This window comes from Vibrio sp. 10N.222.52.C3 (genome assembly GCF_041474195.1).
GTDB lineage: Bacteria > Pseudomonadota > Gammaproteobacteria > Enterobacterales > Vibrionaceae > Vibrio > Vibrio crassostreae_C.
Genome location: NZ_JBFRTQ010000067.1, coordinates 18621 through 36255, shown reverse-complemented (window position 1 = coordinate 36255; position 17635 = coordinate 18621). Strand labels below are relative to the sequence as shown.

Genomic DNA, 17635 nt, shown 5'->3' with positions numbered 1-17635 from the left:
TAAATTGAATGACGTTTTCCACGCTAGGTCACATTTGTAACAACACATTTATCAGAAGGCAGTAAGGCATGACGACCACAAGCAGTGTTCAGGTAATCGCTCCACAGACACTCGATACCATGACGTTTCCACTTCATGGCGCGCGTTTAATTGAAGCATCAGCGGGTACAGGTAAAACATTTACCATCGCTGGCTTGTACTTACGCCTACTGCTCGGGCATGGCACGGCCGCTCCACAAGGTGATCTGACTGAAGCCACTCGACACCATGAGCCGCTAACCGTAGACCAAATTCTGGTGGTGACCTTTACTGAAGCAGCTACGGCTGAGCTGCGAGATCGTATTCGTGCTCGTATTCATGATGCACGCATTGCGTTTGCACGTGGGCAAAGTGACGACCCAGTGATTGCGCCTTTGTTACAAGCCATCGATGATCATGCTGGCGCGGCTAAAACTCTGCTTAACGCTGAAAGACAAATGGATGAGGCTGCGGTATACACCATTCACGGTTTCTGTCAGCGAATGTTGACTCAAAATGCTTTTGAGTCTGGAAGCCGCTTTGATAACGAATTTGTGACCGATGAAAGCCACCTAAAAGCACAAGTAGTTGCTGACTATTGGCGTAAACAGTTTTACCCGCTGCCCATTCAACTGGCTGGTGAGGTTCGTAATATTTGGGGTTCACCGGCTGCGTTATTAGCAGACGTAAATCGTTATCTGACAGGATCTCCGCTGAAATTGACGGTAGATGCGATGTCGGGCGACCTGCAAACTCTGCACAACCAAAACCTAGATAAAGTGAAGCAACTTAAAGCGCTATGGTGTGAATCCGAAGCGGACTTTTTGGCTTTGATCTCTGCTTCGGATGTGAACAAACGTAGCTACACCAAGAAGTCTCTGCCGACATGGTTAGAAGCGGTGACAGCATGGGCGCAGAGCGACACTCATGATTATCAATATCCAGATAAGTTAGAGAAGTTCTCGCAAGCCACTCTCATTGAAAAAACACCGAAAGGCACTGCACCTCAGCATGCAGTTTTCGGAGCGATTGAGGATTTCTTAAATCACCCAGCTGATTTGAAAGCTCCGTTATTGGCGCATGCGATTACTCATTGTCGAACTATGCTCGCCAAGGCGAAACAGCAAAAGCAGTGGTTGTCGTTTGATGACCTACTGACCCAGTTATCTGCGTCGATCGATGTCGATGAGCAGTCACTGCTGGTGGAGAGAATCCGTACCTTATACCCGGTGGCGATGATCGATGAATTTCAGGATACCGACCCACTGCAATACAGTATTTTTAGCCGAATCTATCTTGATAATCCGCAGTGCGGCTTGTTTATGATCGGTGACCCAAAGCAGGCGATTTATGGCTTCCGTGGCGCAGATATCTTTACCTATATCAAGGCGAGAAACCAAGTTAGTGCTCACTACACCTTAGGCACTAACTGGCGCTCAAGTGCCGATATGGTCAGTGCAGTAAACCAAGTGTTTATGAATTCGGACAGCCCGTTTATCTACGATCAAGACATTCCATTTTTGCCCGTTGCTGCCAGTCCATCAGCCGACAAACGCCAATGGGTGATGAACGGAGAAACTCAGCACGCACTTACCTTTTGGCTGCAAGAGGCTGAAGATAAGCCATTGCCGAAAGGTGAATATCACAAGGCAATGGCAGAAGCGACAGCGAGTCAAATTCAAACTATTCTGACCGCTTCTCAAAATCAACAAGCCTATTTTGATAACGGCAAAAAACAACATGCAGTGAATGCGGGTGATATTGCTGTTTTGGTTCGAACCGGTAGTGAAGGTCGTCTGATTAAGAACGCGTTGTCGGAACAAGGCATTGCGAGCGTGTATTTATCCAACCGAGACAGTGTGTTCACCAGCTTTGTCGCACAAGATATTCAACGTTTGTTGCAGGCGGTGCTGACACCTGAAAATGACCGAGCATTACGCGCCAGTTTAGCGTCGGAGTTGTTTGCTCTGGATGCCGCATCATTGGATGAACTCAACAACGATGAAGTGGTGTGGGAAAACGTCGTTAACGAGTTTAGAGAATATCGTAAGTTGTGGCTTCAGCGCGGCGTGTTGCCAATGCTTCGCAGCGTGATCAGTAAACGACATCTCGCGGAACGCTTACTGGAAGAAGAAAATGGTGAGCGCTCACTCACTGATTTAATGCACATTGGCGAATTGTTGCAACAAGCAAGACTAGAACTCGACAGTGACTATGGCTTGTTGCGTTGGCTGGCTGAAGCAATCTCAGATGCACAAAATGGTTTAGGTGGCAGTGACGACGACATTCAACGCCTTGAATCAGAAAGAAACTTGGTTCAAATCGTTACCATTCATAAATCGAAAGGCTTGGAATATGACTTAGTATTTTTGCCGTTCGTTGCAAGCTATCGTGAAGCGAGTGAAGGTAAGTTCTACGACCATGATTCAGACACCACAGTACTCGATATTACTGGCAGCGACAGTGCCTTAGCGCAAGCCGATAAAGAACGACTAGCGGAAGATTTGCGCCTGGTTTATGTAGCGCTGACTCGTGCGGTTTATGGCTGTTTTATTGGTATAGCGCCACTGCGTAAAGGGCGTTCAACCAAAGAACCGACAGGCGTGCATTTGAGTGCGATGGGCTACTTGGTTCAAAACGGACAAGAGCAGGGTATTGCCGAATTGCATCAAGCTCTAACGGCAATTGAAGGCAAAAATTCAAGTGTGCTGTTAGCCGAAACACCAACCGCTCATGAACAGGTGTTTGTACAAACAGAGCAAGTGAGTGACGACTTACATGCTAATGAACTCAAGGCTTCAATCGACCGAGCTTGGCGTATCACCAGTTACTCGGGGCTTGTAAAGCAAGGCAGTCACGGCGCGAGCCATGACGCGACCATTGAGGTGTCTGGTTTTGATATTGACTCGGCTGATGAGCAGGATGAGTCTGAGTTGATTGAGCCTGAACGCTCTATCTTTACGTTCCCTCGTGGTGCTCGCCCAGGTACTTTCTTACACATCTTGTTTGAGGAGGTTGAATTTACCGAGCCAGCAACCAGTGAACATAACACGCAAGTAATCACTTACTTATTAGAATCAGAGCAATATGAATTAGAGTGGCTACCTGTGCTTCAGCAACTGGTCGATACAGTGCTGAACACCGCATTAGACGGCAAGAACTTAAAGCTAAGCGAGAAAGACTCGACGCAACGTTTAGTTGAGATGGAATTCTTACTGCCGATCGAAGTATTGGCTGCATCTGAACTGAATCAAACCATTCAATATCACGATCCATTGTCAGCCAAAGCGGGCGATCTAGGTTTCCAAACCGTGCAAGGTATGTTGAAAGGCTTCATCGATTTGGTGTTTGAGCACCAAGGTAAATACTATGTACTCGACTGGAAATCGAATCACTTAGGAGATGATGTTGCTGTCTACCATGGCGAGGCATTGAAATCGGCGATGGCCGACCATCGCTATGATTTGCAATATCAAATCTATGCATTGGCGTTGCACCGTTTCTTACGCAGCCGCGTTGCCAATTACAGCTACGAACAACATTTTGGTGGCGTGTACTACTTGTTCTTACGAGGAATGGACGGCCAATCTCAGCAAGGTATTTTCTCGGCGAAACCAACACTGGCTTTACTTGATGAAATGGATCAATTGATTGACGGTAAAGTGATAGACAGACGTTCGGCACAATTGAATGACGATGAAACTGGACAGATGGGGCTTTTATAATGACAACAACGACCACTAATACCGGCATAGATACTGCGAACACAGCAAAGCCAGTTTCACTTATTCCTGAGCAACTGATGGATGTACTCCAGTTTCTTGCGGATAAGGGTTCTATTCGTCAGTTGGATTATCAATTTGCCCGTTTTCTTGCTCAGCAAGCCACGAGCTACCCTCAAGAGATCGGCTTTCTCGCGGGGGTAGTGAGCCATGAATTAGGCAAAGGACACATTTGTACTCAGCTTATACAGCAGCATACGACAGGCCCTGAACTAGCGGCAGATCTTGCTCAGTTACTTGGGTTATACGGTGAAACTGCACTGCAATTGAACCAAAAACTGTTGGGTATTGATTGGGTGGCTGTGCTTCAATCATCAAACTTAGTGGGAACGACCAACGATTGTGTTAAGCCTCTAATGTTCGATGGGCAGCGTGTCTATTTACAGCGTTATTGGAACTACGAAGTTGTGTTGGCTGAGACCTTAAACCGTTTAAGTAAGCCGGTAGAGTTCAATACTGAGCAGAAAAAAGCGCTGACTGAAACGCTCAATCTGCTTTTTGCACGTAGCTATCATTTTCTGTTTAACGCCTTAGCCAGGGCTGAAGCAAATCAGCAGACGTCTCAGGTATTACGCCAACAATTGGTGTGTGACCATCTTGATATTGTGAATGAGCAGGCTTTAGATTGGGGATCAATCGACCAAGCGATTGTACAAGCTAAGCAGGTGACGGACTTAGATGTGTTGGACGACTTGGTGCCGTTATCGGCATGTTTGAACTGGCAAAAAGTCGCGGCAGCGGTGGCGCTGAGTCGTCGTTTTGCGGTGATTTCTGGTGGGCCGGGTACTGGTAAAACAACCACGGTAACCAAATTACTGTCGGCGATGGTCGAGCAATCTCTCAGCCAAGGTAAAACACCAACGATTAAGCTAGTGGCACCAACGGGTAAAGCGGCGGCGCGTTTAACCGAGTCGATCGGTAAAGCAATTGAACAGCTGCCATTAGCGCCTGAAGTGAAAGCCAACATACCGACCGAATCGAGCACCTTACACAGATTACTCGGCGCGATTCCTAACCGTGCTGAGTTTAGGCATAACCGACGCAATCCACTCCACCTTGATATCTTGGTAGTGGATGAAGCTTCAATGGTTGATCTGTCGATGATGTATAAGCTGGTGGATGCACTTCCTGAGCACGCAAGGCTCATCTTATTGGGTGATAAAGACCAACTCGCTTCAGTAGAGGCAGGTGCTGTGCTCGGTGATATCTGTTCATTCAACTCTGCAGGGTACAGCACAGCGCAAGGCAATTTGATTGCAGAGATGACAGGTTTTGATGCGATAGCTAAACCAAGACAAGACAAAGCTGGAGCGGTGAATCCGCCTGCGATTGCGGATAGCTTGTGTATGCTGCAGAAGAGTTATCGTTTCGATGCGCGCTCCGGTATCGGTCAGCTGGCAAAAGCAATCAATAATGGTTCTGCGAATCAAGTAGACCAAGTGTTTGCCAAAGGTTTTGGCGATATCGAAAACCACCCTCTGTCGAGTGACAGCTATAACCTGATGCTGCGTACTTTGGTTAACGAGTATGGTGCGTACCTCAATAGAATGAATGTGTCGTTGGAAGAGTTAGAAACTCAAGAAGCGAGAGCGAAATCGGTACTCGATTTGTTCAGCCAATGCCGACTGTTGTGTTCCATTCGTGAAGGGGATTTTGGTGTTAAAGGCCTCAACCACAGAATTGAAAGAGCACTGGCCGCAAGGCGTTTGGTGAGCCCTCATAATGATGAGCTGTGGTATCACGGACGTCCTGTTATGGTGACGCGAAATGATCATGGCTTGGGTTTGTACAATGGTGATATTGGTATCTGTATGCTTGAGGCGGGTTCTAGTCAACCTGACTTAACCCCTCGTTTGAAGGTCTATTTTGAGTTGCCCGATGGCAGCGTAAAAGCTGTGCTACCAAGCCGAGTGCCCGATCATGAAACGGCTTATGCAATGACAATACACAAATCTCAGGGTAGTGAATTTGATCTGACCTTAATGATCTTGCCGCCAGATTTCAGCCCTATTTTAACGCGGGAGCTTATCTATACAGGTATTACACGTGCGAAGAAACGACTGATGATGTTCAGCGATACAAATGTGTTGAAGCGTGGGATTAAGGTGAAAACAGAGCGAGTGAGTGGTTTAGGCAGTCGCTTAACGAATTAGTCGTTATGGACGGCTAGAGAAGGTTTTGAACTTAGGGCTAGATAAACACAAAGCAACCATCCTTGGTTGCTTTGAGCGTTATTAGGAATCAGAGCCTAAAAACGCTCGAGTAAACGATATGTGGTTTATCTTGTACTTTGCTTGGCAATTCAAAATAAACTCTTTTAGATTCTCGCTAACAGGGAACACGCAGTGTACGTCTAGCCCTTCTAAGAATTGGTTATCAGCCATATCCCAAAAACTTTGCAGCGAGTTACAAACAATGGTTCTCATATCAATATTGCTCTTTTTGCTGTTTATATTAACGAGCAGAGCTAATGTTAGCGTGCTGGCCGTCAACGGGTATAGCAATCCGTGCAGTGACCACCTCAATGAGTTCGACATGACTATCGAGATGGCAATTCCAATAAAAACATTTGTTAAGATTATTAAAGCGTCTAAATTCTATACAATTATACGTGTGAGTGAAAGTGCATAGTTAATAAATCTCATATAGAAAACGATTACATTTGCAATTATTTTTCTGTCGAAGTGAGATTGTGCTCCAAAACTTTATTTATACGTTGAGCGCCAAGATCTTTGAGTTTCTCTGATAGTTGTATAACCCTTGTTTTTCCATCGGTAATTCATCAACCGCTATCTCGTAAAAACCCTGTTCACGGAACCAGTGAAGGCTGTGCGTAGTAAGGACAAAAATCTGGTCGATATCACGAGATTTTGATTGGTGACGCATGTAATCCAGCAACAATTGCCCACGGTTTCCATCGCGATAGTCAGGGTGAATCGCCACACACGCCATCTCTGCCATGTGATCTTCCGGATACGCATATAGTGCAGCGCAACCAATAATCAGTCCGTCTTTTTCGATAATCGTAAAGCGGTGAATCTCTTGTTCCAATTGTTCTCTTGAGCGACGAACGAGAATGCCTTGTTCTTCCAAAGGACGAATAAGGTCAAATATGCCACCAATATCGTCAATCTGAGCTTGTCTTACTTGCTCGGCACTAGCCATGACCACTTGGGTTCCAATACCGTCAAAAGAGAACAACTCTTGGATTAATGCGCCATCTACCTTGTAGCTGATTAGATGACAACGAGGCACACCAGCTCGACAAGCGGAGATCGCTCCTTTCAAGAAGCGCAGTGTTCCTGTGCTCATGTCTTCGGCAGGATTTTGAGATTCCGTTAATCGTTCTAGAATTTGCTTGGCATCTTTAGGGAAGAGTTCGGCGAGCACGTTACCGCGTTCATCTGTTACCCCTTGTTCGGAGCAGAAGCCAATCAGCTTGTCGGCCTTTAGACGAATAGCAACTTGGGTAGCGACCTCTTCAGAAAGTAGGTTAAAGCTTTCGCCTGTCACGGAGCTGGCAATAGGGCCAAGCAGTACAATTGAACCTTGGTCAAGCGTGCGATTGATCCCTTCGATATCGATTCGACGAATACGCCCGCTGTGGCAATAATCCGTACCGTCATCCACGCCAAGCGGTTGAGCCGTAATGAAGTTACCACTCATAACATTGAGTTGAGTGCCTGCCATCGGTGTGTTGTTTAAGCTCATTGAGAGGCGTGCGGTGATGGCAAGTTGAAGCTGTCCAGCAGCCTGCATAGCGACGCCCAAAGAATATTCATCAGTGACCCTAATATTCTTGTGATAAGGCGTATGGCAATCTTGCTTGGCGAGCAATTGGTTGATCTGCGGTCTTGCCCCGTGAACGAGAACAATCTTTACTCCAAGGCTGTGGAGCAAGGCTATATCACTAATAATGTTACCAAAGTTCCTGTCGGCAACGGCTTCGCCTCCCAGCATAATGACCATGGTTTTGCCACGGTGAGCATTTACGTAAGGGGTTGATTGTCTGAAACCTTTTACTAGCGCTGTACTTCTTAATTTCACAGAACAAGTCCATTTTGTTTATTTATTCGATAATTTAGCATTTAAATTCAAATGTAAACAACACCTTTTTGGAATAAAGCGCAAACTATTCTTATCTAGGCTTCAATATATAAACTGTCTCAGTGTAGAATGCGCATAGCATCCTTATGAGTAGTCACCGAATGCAACAAGCTCCAGCAACAAAGAACAAAATCGATGAGATAACCAAAGGTCTCTATAGCGAAGCTGATCAGCGCAATCAATCTAAGTTGAAGCGTAAGATCATTGAACGTTGTTTAATGGTTCTAGCCTTAGTGGGTTCGTTTGCGGTGGTTTCTTTGTTCGGCGATGTGCTTTCCCGAGTGCAAAATGCGGCGACGCCCGACAATCTGATATACGGCACTTGGATAGAGCAAGATGTTGCACATTATGCGACCGATGAGTTTGTTCTGAATGCTAATGGTGTGTCAGTTCGTGGGTCTGTTGTTTCGACGAGCTTTGACTTTGATGGAAACTACTTTGAATACAAGGCGGGTGATAAAACCTATCGCTTCCGCATGACCAATTCTGACAATACAGAAATGGTGCTCGATTCTGACAGTCACTACAATCCCATCTTCCGCCTTAAGGGCCATATCGATAACTCCGTCCGATAGGTTATCTTCTTGTAAACTCTTACAATCTAAGATTGTGTTATCTGACTGTTTTTGTCATCCTCGATGCATAGAATTTTTAGGATGACTCTTGTGATTAAAAAATGGCTTCCCCTTGTCGCTGCCTCTTTGTTATTTGGCTGTGCTCAACCCACTGATCTTGCTCAGCAACACCTTGATGACGAATTTCCTCGCACCTTGAATAAGGTCGATCAGGTTGAATCCAATAAACCAAGAGACTACACCGCATTTGCAGAACAAGCTGAGATGGTGGTTTCTAAATCCCCTTCGATGGCTAAAATCTATGAGCCGCTTTATCAACAACTCAATGAGTGGGCGATGTTGAGTGGAGATCCAAGCGAGCTAGCGAATTTTGGCGTTCAAACCGCTCAACTAGGTGGTGGTGATAAACAAGGCAATGTTTTGTTCACGGGCTACTTTTCTCCTGTGATGGAGCTGCGCCACGAAGCGAATGAAGAATATCGTTACCCTGTTTACGGGCTTCCTGAGTGTGGTAAAGAGTGTCCAACACGCCAAGAGATTTACAACGGCGCACTAGAAGGTCAGGGCCTTGAGTTAGGTTACTCAGCAAACCGTATCGACCCATTTATGATGGAAGTACAGGGCAGTGGATTTGTACACTTCGGTGATGATGACACGCTGCAGTATTTCGCCTACGCGGGTAAGAACAATAAAGCTTATGTGAGCATTGGCCGTGTTCTGATTGAACGAGGCTTAGTTCCACGCGAAAAAATGTCGCTAAAAGCAATCAAAGAGTGGGTATTGGCAAACGATCCTGAAGTGGTCAAAGAGCTGCTTGAGCAAAACCCTTCTTTCGTTTTCTTTGAAGCGAGAGACGACCTATCGGTAATGGGCAGCGCGGGCATTCCTCTATTACCGATGGCGGCGGTAGCGGGCGATCGCTCTATCTTACCTATGGGAACACCGATTCTTGCTGAGGTTCCACTACTGAATGCTGATGGTACTTGGAGCGGCGCTCATCAACTAAGACTGCTATTGGTTTTGGATACGGGCGGCGCGGTTAAGCAAAACCATTTGGACCTTTACCACGGCATGGGCCCTCGAGCGGGTACAGAAGCGGGCCATTACAAGCATTTTGGTCGTGTGTGGAAGCTCGGTTTAGATGGCAGCGCAACTGAAGCGCCTTGGGCTTTGCCTCCTGAAAAGGTTGAGTAAGCTACAATAAAAAAGGGCATTGAAAGCGAATCGCTAATCCCCTAGACTTTTTATTCAAGAGTGCGTATAAAACGCACTCTTTTCTTTTTCTCAGAAATAAATTGGCGGCAACAATGCGTGAATTGACCACTCCAGCTTCAGAAAACTATGACCAACGATTTGGTGGCACTCGTCGCCTATATGGCAATAGTGAAGTCGACATACTTAGAGCTGCACACGTGTGCGTGATCGGTATTGGCGGTGTAGGTTCATGGGCTGTTGAAGCGCTTGCTCGTACTGGTTTAGGTGAGCTGACTTTGATCGATATGGATGATGTGTGTGTGACCAACATCAACCGTCAGATCCACGCAATGTCGGGTACCGTTGGTAAAAGCAAAATCGAAGTGATGGCAGAGCGCGTTAAGCTGATTAACCCTGAGTGTAAAGTTAACCTGATTGACGACTTCATCGGCCCAGACAATCAGGCTGAATACCTGTCGAAAGAGTTCGACTTTGTATTAGATGCGATTGACAGTATGAAAGCTAAGGCTTCACTGTTGGCATATTGTCGTAGCAACAAAATTAAGGTGATCACCACTGGTGGTGCGGGTGGTCAAATCGATCCGACTCAAATCAAAGTGGCTGATCTGACGAAGACGATTCAAGATCCGCTCGCGAAGAAGCTAAAAGATACCCTTCGTCGTCATCATAATTTCCCTAAGAATTCAGCACGTAAGTTTGGTATCGATTGTGTGTTCTCAACTGAACAGCTGAAATACCCTCAAGCTGACGGCAGTGTATGTGCTGCGAAAGCGACAGCAGAAGGTCCAAAACGTATGGATTGTGCGACGGGTTTTGGTGCGGCAACGGTTGTAACGGCGACGTTTGGTTTTGTAGCTGTTTCGCGTATCGTTGAAAAGCTGATTCAAAAGCACGCTAAGTAACGTCTTTTACTCAATTAACAATCGACTGGATATTAAAATGACCACATTCCCAAGCTCTCCATTCGGCACTGAAATTACCAGTGATGATATCGTCGCGAAGATGCAGACATTCAGCGGCTGGGAAGACCGTTATCGCCAAGTGATTCAATGGGGTAAGAAACTGCCAACGATGCCTGATGAACTGAAAAGTGAGCAGGTGATTGTCTCTGGCTGTGAAAGCCAAGTGTGGTTGGTTTCTCAGAATATCGATGGTGTTTGGCACTTTTGTGCTGATTCTGATGCGCGTATCGTTCGCGGTCTGATTGCTTTGGTGATGGCTGCGTATGATGGAAAAACATCAGAGCAGGTTCAAGCGTTCGATATTGATGGTTACTTTGAACAAATCGGTCTAATTACCCACCTTAGCCCATCTCGCGGTAATGGATTAAAAGCGATTGTTGCTCAAATCCAAGAGCTAAGTGCTTAATATCTCCTTGATACACAGAAGCAAAAAGGGTTGACGTTAAACGCCAACCCTAAGTAATTTCGCTACTCCCTAAAGCATATCAACGGCTTTTTCTATCGCCGCTACGAGCTTTTCAACATCATCCATGTTGTTGTAAATACCAAATGAAATTCGAACCGTTCCTTTCACATTAAGTGCATCCATTAATGGGTGAGCACAATGATGTCCTGCACGTACTGCGATACCTTGCTGATCCAGTAGAGTCGCTATATCTTGATGGTGAACACCATCCATCACAAAAGTAATCACACTTGCGTTAGGTTGATACCCTAAAATCTGAATGTCATCCAGTTTACTGAGAGCAAGATAAGTCTCGTGTTGTAGTTGGTGGATATGATTTTCGACATCTTGTTGTACAAAACCACTTAACCATTCTATTGCGGTGCTTAGTGCTATGGCTCCTGCCACATTTGGCGTGCCCGCTTCGAATTTGCCAGGCAGTTCTGAAAAAGTAGTGCCAGAGAAAGAGACGCGCTCGACCATTTTGCCACCACCATGCCAAGGTGGCATCGCTTCTAACAATTCAAGCTTGCCGTAAAGCACACCGATGCCCGCAGGGGCATAGAGCTTGTGTCCAGAGAATACGTAGAAATCCGCACCTAAAGATGAAACATCTACGGGTTCATGAACGATACCTTGTGCACCATCCACCACCACAATCGCATTCATCTGGTGGGCTTTTTCGATCACTTGCTCAATCGGCTGACGTGAGCCCGTGACGTTGGTTATCTGAGCTAATGCAACAATCTTGGTTCGTTCATTTAAAAGCGTATCAAACGCGACTAGGTCAAATTCGCAATCCGATGTCATCGGTACTTTAACGACTTTAGCGCCGGTTTGTTCTGCAACAATTTGCCAAGGAACTATGTTAGCGTGATGCTCCATTTCACTCACTAAGATCTCATCGCCAGGCTGAAGGGTACTTCTTGCATACGTTTGAGCAATTAGGTTGAGCGCTTCGGTTGCACCGCGAGTCCAGATGATCTCTTTTGAAGAGCTTGCACCGATAAACTGAGCGACCTTATCTCTAGCCGATTCAAATTGACTGGTCGCGTTCGCTGTTAAGCTATGACTGCCACGGTGAACATTAGCATTTTGTTTGGAGTAATATTGGCTAATGGCATCAATAACTACCTGAGGTTTTTGTGTTGTTGCCGCGCTGTCTAAGTAAATCAATGGTTGTTGATTGATGGTTTGTGATAGCGCAGGAAACTGCTCTCGGATGTGATTGATATCAAACATCTATTCTTACCTAAAATCTTGGAAATTGGTGCTAGCGTTGTGCTTAGCGGTATTGTTATTTTATCGCGACTTGTTAACCGTTGCTGACTAATCTTGATGATTCCAGCTATTTTCTTGCTCTTTGACCTGATCGAACAGCTTTTGGTTAACGGGAACTTTTATCTGATGCTTAAGCGCTGTTTTTATTAGGTGCCCAGTGATGAAGTCGATCTCTGTCTTGCGTTGGTAAAACATATCCTGCTTCATGGATGAGTTGTTCTGCGCTGTGGCTTGGATTACCTGTTTGACGCTGGCTTCTAATTCGTCGAATGAACAAGCGATCTCTTCGGCTTGCATAACTTTTGTGAGCTCTTCAACGATAGAGCTTAAAGTATCCCCAAACTTTTGGTCTGCAAGTTCGCCATTCTTGATTTGTTCCAACCCAGTCAGTGGATTGATAGCACAATTGATGGCGAGTTTAGTCCAAAGCGCGGTTTCTATTTGTGGGTTCCAACGCACAGCAGGGAGAGCATCATCTAAGACATCAACTAAAAACGTACACTGTTGGCCAGTTTGGTTGAAAGCACCCAATTGAGTTTGGCCCAATCCAGTATGAGACACATTGTTGCGGTCGGGTTTGAATGCAGCTTGAGTAGTCGTCGCCAATATTATTGGGTAAGCATCAATTTGAGTGGCTATCTCATCAACCGCGCCCATTCCGTTATGCATGAACATAAGAATGGTGTCGGGATCGAGATGTTGAAGTAACGGAGTCGTGGCTTCTGCTACTTGCCAAGCTTTGACCGTGAAAATAACCAAGTCACTCGCTGATAGCTTTTCGATATTGTTGTTACTGAAGGAAAGGGAAGCTTGTCCATCAAGTGATAAGTCAATTGAGTTATCAGTGGAACGACTCCACAAAGACACATTATGACCAGCTTGAAGTAGTTTTATTGCCCATAAAGAGCCGATGGCCCCTGGCCCAACAATCGTGATGTTCACAGCAATACCGAGATAAGAAAGTGATGTTGCAAGGATAGCGAGGCATTAAATGAAAGCAATAAAAAATGGCACCCGAGGGTGCCATTTTGGAAACTTTCTTAGAAGTTCGATTAGAACTTGTAAGTTACTGCTACGTAGTGACCTACGCCAGAAGATTCAGCTTGTGTAGATGCATCCCATGGAAGGTTTGCGCCATCTTTAAAGCCGTATACATCGCTGTATAGTTTCAAGCCGTAACCAACTGCAAAGCGATCTGAGTGCCAGTAAAGACCGTTAAACATCGCGCCGCCGTTGCTTACTTGAGAGTACTCATCTTGCATACCGAATTGGTAATCGATGTAACCTTGGTAAGAGATGAATGAACCGTTCTCGAAGAAGTAGAATGGCTTGAACCAGTTAGTCGAGATTTGGAAACCGTTCCAGTCTTTGTTGTTTGAGTCGTATGTACCGTAAAGGTTTAGACCCATTTTGCCAAACCATGGAACCATTACATCAGAACCAAGACCAACTTTTTGAGTGTTAACGCCAGAGTTACCACCCCATTCCATAAGCGTAGATACGTAAAGCTCTTGAACTGGACCGAAAGAAAGATCTTTACCTGTTAGCCCGTCAAGAGACATACGAGGAGCAAACTTCATGAAGATTTTTTCTTGGCCATTTTTATCACTACCTGGATCAGAAGTTAGGTTGAATACGTCAACGTAACCGTAAAGATCAAAGATTCCAGAGCGACCACCAAATTCCATCTCTAGGTAATCATGAGTAGACTCAGTAACGCCTTTCTCATTGAATGCACCCATAAGGTTGAACTGCATCCATTTGTAATCGTTCTTATGGATGTCGCCGTCAGAATAATCAGCTGCCATTACTGGAGCAGATACTGCTGCAAGTAGGCCAAGAGTTAAAAGTGATTTACGCATAATGGAACTCTCTATGTTTGAAATAAGTAACCCGCTAATCCGTGCGTGTTTATGATGTCCGAATGCCGAGCATAATAGCGATTTTGTTCTCAAATAAAAGTGAGACAGAGTGAAAACTACAATTATTAAGGTGAGGTAGATCACACTAATGATCTAAATGATGGAACTTTAAGGTAGTAATGCATCTTGATGCACCTCTAATTCTATTGATTTTGTGAAATTCGATTATTTTGTGGATAAATAGGTGAAATACTGCGCTAAGCAAACGATTCTACTAATTACAGTGACATGCATATCAAAATCAACAGTATTCCTTTCTAAGCGTTTTCTCTTAAAAAATTAGTCATTCAAACCACCTCTTAATCTTGTCTTTGATCTATTTTTGACCAACAGCGTAATGGAGTTGGAATCAATTGATGGACAACTCATGTGATGACTGCCTAGGGATTTGAACCTAGCTACTTTCTGAATCACGGAGAATTAAAGACAGTTCACTGCACTAGATTTTGAAATACTTTTTAAAGATTAGTTATTGGACTAATCATTTGTGTGACGAACTGGTCTAACTTTTTTGGAGAGAAGACCGATGAAATATTCACCAATACTCGCGGTAGCGATGTCAGCCCTGTTCATTGTGGGGTGTGATGATGACGACGAACCAACAACTCAACTGCAAGCTGTACATGCATCGCCAGATGCTCCGTTGGCTAATGTGTTAGTCAATAGTCAGGCTCGTTGGAGCGGTGTCGATTATGCTCAAGCATCCGGATATGCCTCAGTAGATCAAGGACAGACAACCCTGCAAGTCGATGTCCGCCTCCCAGGTGACGCAGTAGCGACTGTGATTCCGCCAAGCCAATTCGATTTGAGCGGTGATCTAGATTACACCGTAATGGTGGTCGGCGATGCTGATGGTTCGAATAACCCGGTTGAGGCTTTAGTTGTTACAAGGCCTGCTGAGGGAACGGCAACCAGTTCAAGCTTAGATGTGCAAGTTGTTCACGCGGCAACAGGGGTTGGGGATGTGAACTTATACGTAACGGCACCGAATGATCCATTGGGCGCTCCGCTTGGCACTCTCGGTTATAAAGACTTTACTGACGTACTCAATATTCCAGCAGGGCAATACCGAGTGAGATTAGAAACCGTGAGCGGTAGTGCTATTGCTTTTGACTCTGGAGAAATCACTCTTTCTGGCGGTAGCGAGCTAACGATTGCGGCGGTGCCAAGAGCTGATTCAAACAGTGCATCTCCGGTGAAGTTGATGGTGATGGATGGTCAGGGTTCATCTTTAATCTACGATATGGCAGAAAAGGCAGAAGTGAGAGTGGGGCATTTGGTTGATGGTGCGCCGGATGTCGACCCATTTGTCAACGGTTCTGCATTTGCTCCACTTGCTGATTTAATGTTTAAAGAGATCCGTGGATTCTTAGATTTAGCAGCAGGGGCTTATGATATTGACATCTTTGCCGATGGCACAACGACCAATGCGTTGATTGATGCTGACGGGGTGGCTGTATTTGCCGGAATGGATTACAGCATTTATGCCGTGGGTACGGTAAGTCCACTCAATTTGGAAGCACTCGTTGTTCCTGAAAGTCGACGCCCAGTTGCAACCAGTGCGGTGTTAAATATTACTCATGCGGCGGCAAACCCAGTCGCAGCATCTGTTGATATCTACTTGACTGAGAACGTGGGAATCTCTGGTAGCACTCCGGCACTAAGTGATGTGAAGTTCAAAGATTACGCGAATGGTATTTATGTTGCAGCGGGATCTTATTTTGTGACGATTACTGTAGCGGGTCAGCCGTCGGTTGTGGCTATCGACTCTGCGCCCGCAACCTTAGCTGATGGTGTAGTGTATCAAGTGGTGGCGATCGATGACTCGGCTGGCACAGGCTTCAACCTTATTGTCAGTGATACAACAGACTAGTTCTTACAGGTTACTAGTGACAAAGAAAAAGAGGGTAGCGTGATGCTACCTTCTTTTCTTTTGCTTTTTTGTTCAACTACTCTTGGTTGGTTTTTGCTTTTTCCAGTAAATCTGTGAAAAAGTGGCGTAACGAGTAGAGCATGATCAAACTTGGAATCACCATTAATGACGTTAGTATAAAGAAGGTTGACCAATCATTGAGGAAGTCGACCAGCTCACCGCTAAATGAAGCCAGAGTTGTACGACCGAAATTTCCCAATGATGCTAGCAAGGCGTATTGCGTTGCCGAGAAAGCTTGCCCAGTTAATAGCGTTAAGAAAGAGACAAATGCGACGGTCGAAAAGGCAGTCGTGAAATTATCGACAATAATCGTTGCCAAGAATAAGTTTTCATTGGGTCCTACTTGAGCAATCCATGCAAACATTAGGTTGCTGGCTGCCATGGCTACGCCGCCAATCATTAGCCCACGTACAATACCAAATTTCACATTGAAGACACTGCCAAGCAAGGTGAAGAATATGGTTGCACCCCAACCAATTAATTTGGAGTAGTGGCCGATTTGTTCATTGCTAAAGCCGATCTCTTTATAGAAGGGAATCGACATTCTGCCTAAGAAGGCCTCACCTATCTTAAACAGGAATACGAACAGCAGTAGGGTGATGGCAACTTGAACTCCGTTTCGTTTGAAGAAGTCATAAAACGGTTCTAACACGGTAACACTGAACCAAGCCACGACTTTCGAACCGACAACCTTATTGTGGCGTTGCTGAGCCTGTTCTTGCAGGGCTTCGCGTTGTGTATTTGGCTCTCCGACAAAAAGAGTAAACAGCATTAGTACGATAACGACGCCTGCCATTCCGTAATACACGCCATTCCAACCGATTGAGTCTGCGTTAATAAAGGCAAGGTAGCCTGGTAGAGAATACCCCGTCCACCAACCAATTACGGCCATTGCAGAAGCTTGCGGCAGTTTTGATGCTTCGGATTTTGGGAAGGTATCAATACGAAATGCATCAATCGCGATGTCTTGCGTGGCTGAGGCAATGGCAATAGCGAGCGCCAACATTGAAGTAAACGCCAAGTTCTCTGCGGGATTGACGCCTGCGATGAATAAGGTACCGATTAAAACAATGGATTGGCAGAAAAAGATCCAACTGCGTCGCTGGCCGAGTATTGCGTGAAGCACCGGCAGTTTTACTCGGTCTACCAATGGTGCCCATAGAAAGTTAATCGCATACACGGCAAACACACTGCCAAAGTAGCCGATGGCAGCACGCGTTAAACCTGCATCTTTTAGCCAACCAGACATATTGGATCCAATAAGAACCCATGGGAAGCCACTCGAACAGCCGAGCATAAACACCCAAAGTAGGCGTTTATCTAGGTAGCTGCGGAAAGTCTGCATCCAAGAAAGAGAGGGAGTGCCTGATGACATAGGGCGTCCTTGTGTAGAAA

At 45.6% G+C, this 17635-nt stretch carries 13 protein-coding genes; 7 read left to right on the top strand and 6 right to left on the bottom strand.

Annotated elements, in window-relative coordinates; all coding sequences use genetic code 11:
* The first annotated feature begins 68 nt into the window (after positions 1 to 68).
* Together recB and recD are read left to right on the top strand one after the other, a co-directional pair.
* On the top strand, positions 69 to 3743 hold the full coding sequence (gene recB, locus AB4517_RS11390; protein ID WP_372148371.1) for an exodeoxyribonuclease V subunit beta: 3675 nt from the start codon (positions 69 to 71) through the stop codon (positions 3741 to 3743).
* Positions 3743 to 5953, top strand: a complete 2211-nt coding sequence (gene recD / locus AB4517_RS11385; protein WP_372148370.1) for an exodeoxyribonuclease V subunit alpha — start codon at positions 3743 to 3745, stop codon at positions 5951 to 5953. Before recB ends, recD begins: the two co-directional genes overlap by 1 nt.
* Positions 5954 to 6034: 81 nt before the next feature.
* On the opposite strand, the gene AB4517_RS11380 is transcribed toward recD, so the two are convergent.
* Together AB4517_RS11380 and argA are read right to left on the bottom strand one after the other, a co-directional pair.
* A complete protein-coding gene (locus AB4517_RS11380) occupies positions 6035 to 6226 on the bottom strand; it encodes a hypothetical protein (protein WP_046224581.1) in 192 nt (63 codons plus the stop codon).
* A 283-nt stretch (positions 6227 to 6509) separates the two neighbouring features.
* Positions 6510 to 7847, bottom strand: coding sequence for an amino-acid N-acetyltransferase (gene argA / locus AB4517_RS11375; RefSeq protein WP_017065782.1), 1338 nt, complete (start codon positions 7845 to 7847; stop codon positions 6510 to 6512).
* A gap of 161 nt (positions 7848 to 8008) precedes the next feature.
* Between argA and AB4517_RS11370 the strand changes: the two genes are divergently transcribed.
* The 4 genes from AB4517_RS11370 (at position 8009) to csdE (ending at position 11065) form a co-directional block, all read left to right on the top strand.
* A complete protein-coding gene (locus AB4517_RS11370) occupies positions 8009 to 8482 on the top strand; it encodes a DUF2850 domain-containing protein (protein WP_017064193.1) in 474 nt (157 codons plus the stop codon).
* Positions 8483 to 8563: 81 nt separating this feature from the next.
* Positions 8564 to 9676 carry a murein transglycosylase A gene (mltA, locus tag AB4517_RS11365; RefSeq protein WP_017064192.1) on the top strand — a complete coding sequence of 371 codons (1113 nt, stop codon included), beginning with the start codon at positions 8564 to 8566 and terminating at the stop codon, positions 9674 to 9676.
* 113 nt (positions 9677 to 9789) lie between these two features.
* A complete protein-coding gene (gene tcdA, locus AB4517_RS11360; RefSeq protein ID WP_065584400.1) occupies positions 9790 to 10599 on the top strand; it encodes a tRNA cyclic N6-threonylcarbamoyladenosine(37) synthase TcdA in 810 nt (269 codons plus the stop codon).
* A gap of 37 nt (positions 10600 to 10636) precedes the next feature.
* Complete coding sequence (gene csdE / locus AB4517_RS11355) at positions 10637 to 11065, top strand: cysteine desulfurase sulfur acceptor subunit CsdE (RefSeq protein ID WP_017059900.1); 429 nt, start codon at positions 10637 to 10639, stop codon at positions 11063 to 11065.
* Positions 11066 to 11134: 69 nt separating this feature from the next.
* Here csdE and csdA read toward each other — a convergent pair whose 3' ends face one another.
* The 3 genes from csdA to AB4517_RS11340 all read right to left on the bottom strand — a co-directional run bounded on the left by csdA (position 11135) and on the right by AB4517_RS11340 (position 14247).
* Entirely contained in the window at positions 11135 to 12346 is a 1212-nt protein-coding gene (gene csdA, locus AB4517_RS11350; RefSeq protein ID WP_372148369.1) for a cysteine desulfurase CsdA, read from the bottom strand.
* Between the two features lie 87 nt (positions 12347 to 12433).
* On the bottom strand, positions 12434 to 13327 hold the full coding sequence (panE, locus tag AB4517_RS11345) for a 2-dehydropantoate 2-reductase (RefSeq protein ID WP_372148368.1): 894 nt from the start codon (positions 13325 to 13327) through the stop codon (positions 12434 to 12436).
* 110 nt (positions 13328 to 13437) lie between these two features.
* Positions 13438 to 14247, bottom strand: coding sequence for an outer membrane protein OmpK (locus AB4517_RS11340; RefSeq protein WP_146491379.1), 810 nt, complete (start codon positions 14245 to 14247; stop codon positions 13438 to 13440).
* 586 nt (positions 14248 to 14833) lie between these two features.
* On the opposite strand from AB4517_RS11340, the gene AB4517_RS11335 reads away from it, so the two are divergent.
* On the top strand, positions 14834 to 16180 hold the full coding sequence (locus tag AB4517_RS11335) for a DUF4397 domain-containing protein (RefSeq protein ID WP_372148367.1): 1347 nt from the start codon (positions 14834 to 14836) through the stop codon (positions 16178 to 16180).
* A gap of 76 nt (positions 16181 to 16256) precedes the next feature.
* Here AB4517_RS11335 and AB4517_RS11330 read toward each other — a convergent pair whose 3' ends face one another.
* Positions 16257 to 17615, bottom strand: a complete 1359-nt coding sequence (locus tag AB4517_RS11330; RefSeq protein WP_372148366.1) for an AmpG family muropeptide MFS transporter — start codon at positions 17613 to 17615, stop codon at positions 16257 to 16259.
* Positions 17616 to 17635 lie beyond the last annotated feature (20 nt).

Coding starts and splice junctions, on each gene's coding strand:
- recB (WP_372148371.1), top strand. CDS start 69: ATGACGACCACAAGCAGTGTTCAGGTAATCGCTCCACAGACACTCGAT.
- recD (WP_372148370.1), top strand. CDS start 3,743: ATGACAACAACGACCACTAATACCGGCATAGATACTGCGAACACAGCA.
- AB4517_RS11380 (WP_046224581.1), bottom strand. CDS start 6,226: ATGAGAACCATTGTTTGTAACTCGCTGCAAAGTTTTTGGGATATGGCT.
- AB4517_RS11370 (WP_017064193.1), top strand. CDS start 8,009: ATGCAACAAGCTCCAGCAACAAAGAACAAAATCGATGAGATAACCAAA.
- mltA (WP_017064192.1), top strand. CDS start 8,564: ATGACTCTTGTGATTAAAAAATGGCTTCCCCTTGTCGCTGCCTCTTTG.
- tcdA (WP_065584400.1), top strand. CDS start 9,790: ATGCGTGAATTGACCACTCCAGCTTCAGAAAACTATGACCAACGATTT.
- csdE (WP_017059900.1), top strand. CDS start 10,637: ATGACCACATTCCCAAGCTCTCCATTCGGCACTGAAATTACCAGTGAT.
- csdA (WP_372148369.1), bottom strand. CDS start 12,346: ATGTTTGATATCAATCACATCCGAGAGCAGTTTCCTGCGCTATCACAA.
- AB4517_RS11340 (WP_146491379.1), bottom strand. CDS start 14,247: ATGCGTAAATCACTTTTAACTCTTGGCCTACTTGCAGCAGTATCTGCT.
- AB4517_RS11335 (WP_372148367.1), top strand. CDS start 14,834: ATGAAATATTCACCAATACTCGCGGTAGCGATGTCAGCCCTGTTCATT.
- AB4517_RS11330 (WP_372148366.1), bottom strand. CDS start 17,615: ATGTCATCAGGCACTCCCTCTCTTTCTTGGATGCAGACTTTCCGCAGC.